Raw genomic sequence first — 4583 nt, 5'->3', positions numbered from 1 at the left:
CTAGAGCGGATCGCCGGCGGGCGGACACGCCCGGCGGCGTGAATCTGCGCCGGGAACGACGAGCTACGGCGAACCGCAGTCCCAACCGGCCTGCGGGTCGCCGTAGGGCGGGCCATGGAGCGTGCCGGCGCCCGCCGGCGCCGCCCCGGCGGGCGCGGGCACGCGACATGGCCCGCCCTCCGGCGAACCGCAGTCCCAACCGGCCTGCGGGTCGCCGTAGGGCGGGCCATGGAGCGTGCCGGCGCCCGCCGGGTCGGCGAAGGCGGGCGCCGGCGCCGGCCCGTGGCCGTCAATCCGCCGGCTGGTCGCGTACCGTGTCTCGGAGCGACTGCGCCGCGTCGGCGGCCACCGCCGGCGCCGCGTTGCCCCAGGTATTGCGGATGTAGGTGACGACCGCCGCCACCTGCTCGTCCGAGAGGCGCCAGCCGAAGGCGGGCATGGCCGGCGCGGTCGGTGCCTCGGCGGTGGAGGCGCCGCGCACGCCGGTCAGCACCACGCGCAGCAGCGTGGTCGGGTCCTCCTGCTGCACCACCTGGCTGCCGGCCAGGCGCGGGAACATCCGGTCCACCCCCACCCCCGCCCGCGTGTGGCAGGCCATGCAATTGTCGACGTAGACCGCCTCGCCGGCACGCATGCGGGAATCGTCGGCGGCCAGCGGCGCCGGCGCGGCGGGGCCCGCGCTGCCGCGCTCGCGCAGATAGACGGCGATGGCGCGCAGATCGGCCTCGGTCATCAGCGAGGTGGAATAGCCGACCACCTCGGCCATCGGCCCGCTGGCGGTGCTGCGCGCGTTGCGGCCGGTGCGGAGGTACTCGACGATCTCCTCCACCGACCAGCCGCCGATCCCCGTGCGCGGATCGCCGGTGATGTTGGGCGCGAACCAGCTCTGGATCTGGTTGCCCTGCAACGCCACGCTGTCGCGGCTGGCGCCCAGCATGTTCATCGGCGTGTGGCAGGCGCCGCAATGGCCGAGCCCCTCGACGAGATAGGCGCCGCGGTTGAACTCGGCCGAGCGGCCGGGATCCGGCTCGAAGGTCTGCGGCGTGAAGAACAGCATGTTCCAGCCCAGCATGGCGAGGCGGATGTCGAGCGGGAACGGCAGGGTGCTGCGGTCGACCGGGTTGCGCACCGGCTCCAGGCTGCGGAGGAAGGCGAAGATGGCGTCGGAATCCTCGCGCGTCACCCGCGTGTAGTAGGTGTAGGGAAAGGCGGGGTAGAGGCGCGTGCCGTAGGGGCGCTTGCCCTCGTGCATGGCGCGGTAGAAGTCGTCGGCGGTCCAGCGGCCGATGCCGGTTTCGTCGTCCGGCGTGATGTTGGCGGACATGATGGTGCCGAAGGGAGTCTCGATGCCGCGCCCGCCGGCGAGCGGGCTGCCCTGGTTGCCGTTGTGGCAGGCGATGCAGTCGCCGACCGTGGCGAGGTAGCGGCCGCGCTCGATCTGCGTGTAGTTGTCGGGATCGGCCTGGGCGGGGCTGCCGAGCAGCAGCGCGCCGAGTGCCAGGGCGGCGAGACGGGTGCCGTGGGGAACGCCACGCCGGGCCGTGTCCATGGCGCGCCTCATGCCTGCACCAGCGGGCCGGGGTTGCGGAGGTAGCGGTCGCGCAGCGCCGCCACCAGCCAGAAGGCCAGCGCGCCCACCGTGCCGGTCGGGTTGTAGCCGGCATTCTGCGGGAACAGCGAGGCGCCGGTGACGAAGACGTTGGAGACGTCCCAGCTCTGGCAGTAGCGGTTCAGCGCCGAGGTGGTCGGATCGTTGCCGATGATGCTGCCGCCGGTGTTGTGCGTGGTCTGGTAGGGAACGACGGTGTAGGGCACGCGCAGGCGGTTCGGGCTGGTCTGCTTCGCGCCCATGCGCCTGACGATCTCCTCGCAGCGATCGGCCATCCAGTTGGCCATCTTCTGCTCGTTGGGATGGTAGTCGAAGGTCATCCGCAGCAGGGGCCGGCCGAGCGGGTCCTTGTAGGTGGGATCGAGGTCGAGGCAGGCGTCGCGGTAGCTCATCACGCTGCCCTGCGCGGCGACGTTGGTGGTGGTGTTGTAATTCTCCTTCACCGCCTTCTTCCAGGCGCTGCCCCAGGCCGGCGTGCCGGGCGGCACCGGGTGGTAGGCGATCGGGCGGCCGTTGGTGTAGGCGTTGGTGATGTTGGCGCCGCCGACGAAGCCATGCGGGCCGTGGTCGAAATTGTCGCTGTTGTAGTCGTCGAGCGCGCAGCCGAGGGAGCCCGCGGCGGCGAACGGGTTGAAGCGGACGTTCTCGAAGTGCCCGGTGGCGCCGGTGCCGGTCTGGTAGGCGTAGTTGCGGCCGACCACGCCCTCGCCCCTGGCCGGGTCGTAGGGCTTGCCGATGCCGGAGAGCAGCAGCAGCCGCACGTTGAAGAAGGAGAAGGCGCAGAGCAGCACGAGATCCGCCGGCTGCTCCCATTCCACGCGCTGCGTGTCAACATAGGTGACGCCGGTGGCGTGCTTGCCGTCCGGCGTCAGGTTGACCTTGGTCACCTCGCACTCCACCCGCGCCTCGAAGCCGGGATGGCGCATCAGCACGGGCAGCACGCAGGTCTGCGGGCTCGACTTCGAGTAGTTGGCGCAGCCGAACCACTCGCAGAAGCCGCAATAGGTGCAGGGCGCCATGCGGACGCCATAGGGGTTGGTGTAGGCGACGGAGAGGTTGGCCGAGGGGCGCGGGAAGGGGTGCAGCCCCATCTCCGTCGCCGCCTTCATGAACAGGGATTGCGAATAGCCCTGCTGCATCGGCGGCGTCGGGTACTCGTCCGAGCGCGCGCCTTCGAGCGGGTTGCCGCCGGGCTGCACCTGGCCCTTCAGGTTGCCGGCCTTGCCCGAGACGCCGAGGATCTTCTCGAACCGGTCGTAATGCGGCTCCAGCTCCTCGTAGGACATCGGCCAGTCTTGGATGCTGTTGTTCTCCGGCAGGAAATTGGCGCCGTAACGCTCGGTGTAGTGGGAGCGGAGGCGGAAATCGTCCGGCAGGAAGCGCCAGGTCTGGCCGTTCCAGTGCAGCCCGGCGCCGCCGACGCCGTTGGGCGGCAGGAAGGAGCCGAACTGCCGGATCGGCAGCGCGGTCTGCGAGAGGTTGTTGCGGAAGGTGACGGTCTCCTGCGCCGGGCGCAGGAAGATCTCCTTGCGGATGGCGTAGCGCAGCTCGTCCGGGGCGGTGGTGATGTTGAAGTCGGTCGCGGTGTCGCGCCACGGCCCGCGCTCGATCGCCACCACGTCCAGCCCCGCCTGGGCCAGCTCGTAGGCGAGGATGGAGCCGGTCCATCCGAGGCCGACGATGACGACGTCCTTCTTCGGCAGGCGGCGGGTCATGCCGGGCGCCTCCCCTGCAGGCTCACCGGGGGCAGCGTGTAGGGCTGGTTTGGATTGGCGATGACGTCGCGGAAGTCGTAGCGCACGCCGGGGAAGCCCACGAGCTTCCAGCCGCACATGTCGCGGTTGCCACCATAGATCGGGTCGGCGAAGAAGCCCTCGACGACATTGGTGTGGACCAGGGTGAAGAAGGCGCGTCCGTCGGTGCCCTGGAGCTGCACCTGGCCCTTCTCCAGCCCGGTCAGCACCTCGTCCTGCTGCGCCGCGGGAAGCTCGGCGAACGGCTTGCCCGCGTAACGGCCGCGGCAGTGGCCGTCGAGCGCGGCCAGGGCGGCGCGGTAGCGTTCGCGCGGGGTGATCGGGGATTGCGGGCCGAAATTCGCCGGGGCGTCGGGGTGGAACGGTCCCTGGCGGTAGAGCCATTCCTGGCTGCCATAGGGACCGGCGAGCTGCCGGTCGATGAAGACGGCGCAGCCCGCCTCCCGGCCGCCCGGGCCGAGATCGTCGGCCGGGATCAGCCGGTCGGCGATCGCCTCGACCGCCCTTGCCTCGTCGGCGGTGAGGTAGAGCCAGGGGCCCGGCCGGGCCGCGTCGGGCGGCGGGTAGACCTCGTTGGGGCTCCAGGGAAGCGCCCCGGAGATGGTGCGGCCGAACGCGGCCCGGGACAGGGCGAGCAGGGCCGTCGTCGCGAGGAGCTGACGACGACCATGGGTCGAAGGCATGCGGTGCGGTCCCCTACGATCCTGGCCGGTCCCCGGAAGCGGCTGGGCCGACCTTCGCCCGAAAATATGCCGCGCCGGGGCATCGGCACGCCGCACAACTTCGGGATGGCCGCACGTTCCCGCTGCCCCGCAGGGCGTGGCCGGGCCGCGGCGCGGGGCCGAGCGATGCGCGGGAAGGCCCGGGCTACGCCGAGCTTCACCCTGCTACCGTGCCCGCCTTTGCGCGCAGGCAGTCCGGCCGGCATCGACACGCCGCTTTCGCGCCATTCCAGTACCAACCAGGAAGCTGATCCGGCGGCGGCCTCGCGCTGTTCCAGCCGCCAAATGATGGAAAGCCGTCCTTCGGGCTGCTTCAGTGCGCCATGCTTGACGGCGTTGGTGGCCAGCTTGTGCGGTGCCAGCGCCACTGGCTGCACCTCGTCGCCTGGCAGCGCCACCGCCGGCCCGCCCATTGTCAGCCGATCGACCACGCTGTCGCCGACCGCCCTAAGACCCTACCCAGGGACAAGGCCACGCTCAAGGCCGGCCTGACCGCCC

At 71.2% G+C, this 4583-nt stretch carries 3 protein-coding genes; all 3 read right to left on the bottom strand.

Annotated features, from left to right (window positions below; translation table 11 throughout):
• Window positions 1–289: 289 nt before the first annotated feature.
• Genes M0638_RS26185 through M0638_RS26175 form a run of 3 tightly spaced genes read right to left on the bottom strand, consistent with a single transcriptional unit; the run spans window position 290 to window position 4046 of the window.
• A complete protein-coding gene (locus M0638_RS26185; protein ID WP_248669897.1) occupies window positions 290–1549 on the bottom strand; it encodes a c-type cytochrome in 1260 nt (419 codons plus the stop codon).
• 8 nt (window positions 1550–1557) lie between these two features.
• A complete protein-coding gene (locus M0638_RS26180; RefSeq protein ID WP_248669896.1) occupies window positions 1558–3324 on the bottom strand; it encodes a GMC family oxidoreductase in 1767 nt (588 codons plus the stop codon).
• Complete coding sequence (locus tag M0638_RS26175) at window positions 3321–4046, bottom strand: gluconate 2-dehydrogenase subunit 3 family protein (RefSeq protein WP_248669895.1); 726 nt, start codon at window positions 4044–4046, stop codon at window positions 3321–3323. The genes M0638_RS26180 and M0638_RS26175 overlap by 4 nt, the downstream gene beginning before the upstream one ends.
• Window positions 4047–4583 lie beyond the last annotated feature (537 nt).

The sequence above is a fragment of the Roseomonas acroporae genome (genome assembly GCF_023223525.1).
Lineage (GTDB): Bacteria > Pseudomonadota > Alphaproteobacteria > Acetobacterales > Acetobacteraceae > Roseomonas_E > Roseomonas_E acroporae.
The sequence above is the reverse complement of the archived record's forward strand: the minus strand, read 5'-3'. Positions and strand labels throughout refer to the sequence as shown.

Bases quoted from the DNA above. Each gene is read 5' to 3' on its own strand.
- M0638_RS26185 (WP_248669897.1), bottom strand. From the start codon at position 1,549: ATGGACACGGCCCGGCGTGGCGTTCCCCACGGCACCCGTCTCGCCGCC.
- M0638_RS26180 (WP_248669896.1), bottom strand. From the start codon at position 3,324: ATGACCCGCCGCCTGCCGAAGAAGGACGTCGTCATCGTCGGCCTCGGA.
- M0638_RS26175 (WP_248669895.1), bottom strand. From the start codon at position 4,046: ATGCCTTCGACCCATGGTCGTCGTCAGCTCCTCGCGACGACGGCCCTG.